Annotated in this window: 1 protein-coding gene; it reads right to left on the reverse strand. The window is 32.1% G+C overall.

Annotated elements, in window-relative coordinates; genetic code table 11:
• Positions 1–101: 101 nt before the first annotated feature.
• Complete coding sequence (locus Q0340_RS00465; RefSeq protein WP_297902755.1) at positions 102–1,052, reverse strand: hypothetical protein; 951 nt, start codon at positions 1,050–1,052, stop codon at positions 102–104.
• Positions 1,053–1,208: the final 156 nt, after the last annotated feature.

Raw genomic sequence — 1,208 nt, forward strand, 5'->3', positions numbered from 1 at the left:
TCTACGAGCAGTCCTTGATGATCACTCGCGGCGCAAGGGGAAAATAGCGCTAAGCAAGAAATTTTAAGCGTGCACGACGGGCAAATTTTATAAATTCTATTTTATTGCTCTCGTTTTATCTCTTTGGTTTTTTCATCGTAATAATATCCTTGCTCCACACCCAGCAAATTATCTTTTATATCGTATTTATATGTATAATTTTCATCAAAAATACCTAGATAAAAAGCATACCGACTATATTTTCTACCTTCTAACTCAAAAAACGCTTTATACGGTTTTATATCTTTCTTTTTAAAGTTATATAAATTACAAAAGTTATCGTATTTTTTATCTATTAGGCTTACATACATATCAAAAAATAGCATGTCGGTTGGAATAGAAAAAATTTTATCATTAGGATATTTGTGGTCGTATATTTTAGGATTAATTTCATTTAAAAATATTTTTTCCGTAAATAACATATCAAATACATGTTTATCATTTTCTAATCCGCTAAAATATAATTTGTATTTTAAATTTCCATCCGACAAGATTAAACTATTATTATTTTCCCAGGGGTAAACAACTTCGCCTTTGAGCATGGACATATTTACAAAATCTTTGAAATTTGCTACGGCTTGTTTACCATTGCAAGCCCTGTCTCCCAAACTCATAAAATATTCTAAATTTATATTGTCATCTACAATGAAAAATTCGCAAGCTTTATCTGGACGATTATTTCCACCGCATCTTTCCGCCAACCCGCTATAAAAATTATAAAATTCATCCTCTACTTTACCGTATTGTTTCTTTATTTTTCTTTCCATATCACGGAATTCCTCCGCTGAAATATTTATAGATTTATAGGTCTTTTTAAGCATGCACTTTAGTGCCCTATCCTTAAGCTGTATATCCGTAAGATTGCCATCTAGATCGCATACCCATTCATATGGATCGGTTTCAATTTTTTCGGCTGAATTTGGGTATTTATACTCCGCAATAATCGAAAGTATCGCGCACAAAGCGCATATTATTATGATGAAGACCAAGCACAGATAATATCTCGTTTTCAAATTTCGCTCCTAAAATTTTCCGCAATATACCTCACATAGACTTAATCCACGATAATTTTAGTATTCCTCAATATCGTTAAATCAGAGCTTTTTTTGATCCGCTTTGGCAAATTTCATCTCAATGATTCGTAGATATTTAGCTCTCTTGCGCCGCTC

The sequence above is a fragment of the uncultured Campylobacter sp. genome, assembly GCF_938045595.1.
In the GTDB taxonomy this organism is placed as follows: Bacteria; Campylobacterota; Campylobacteria; order Campylobacterales; family Campylobacteraceae; genus Campylobacter_B.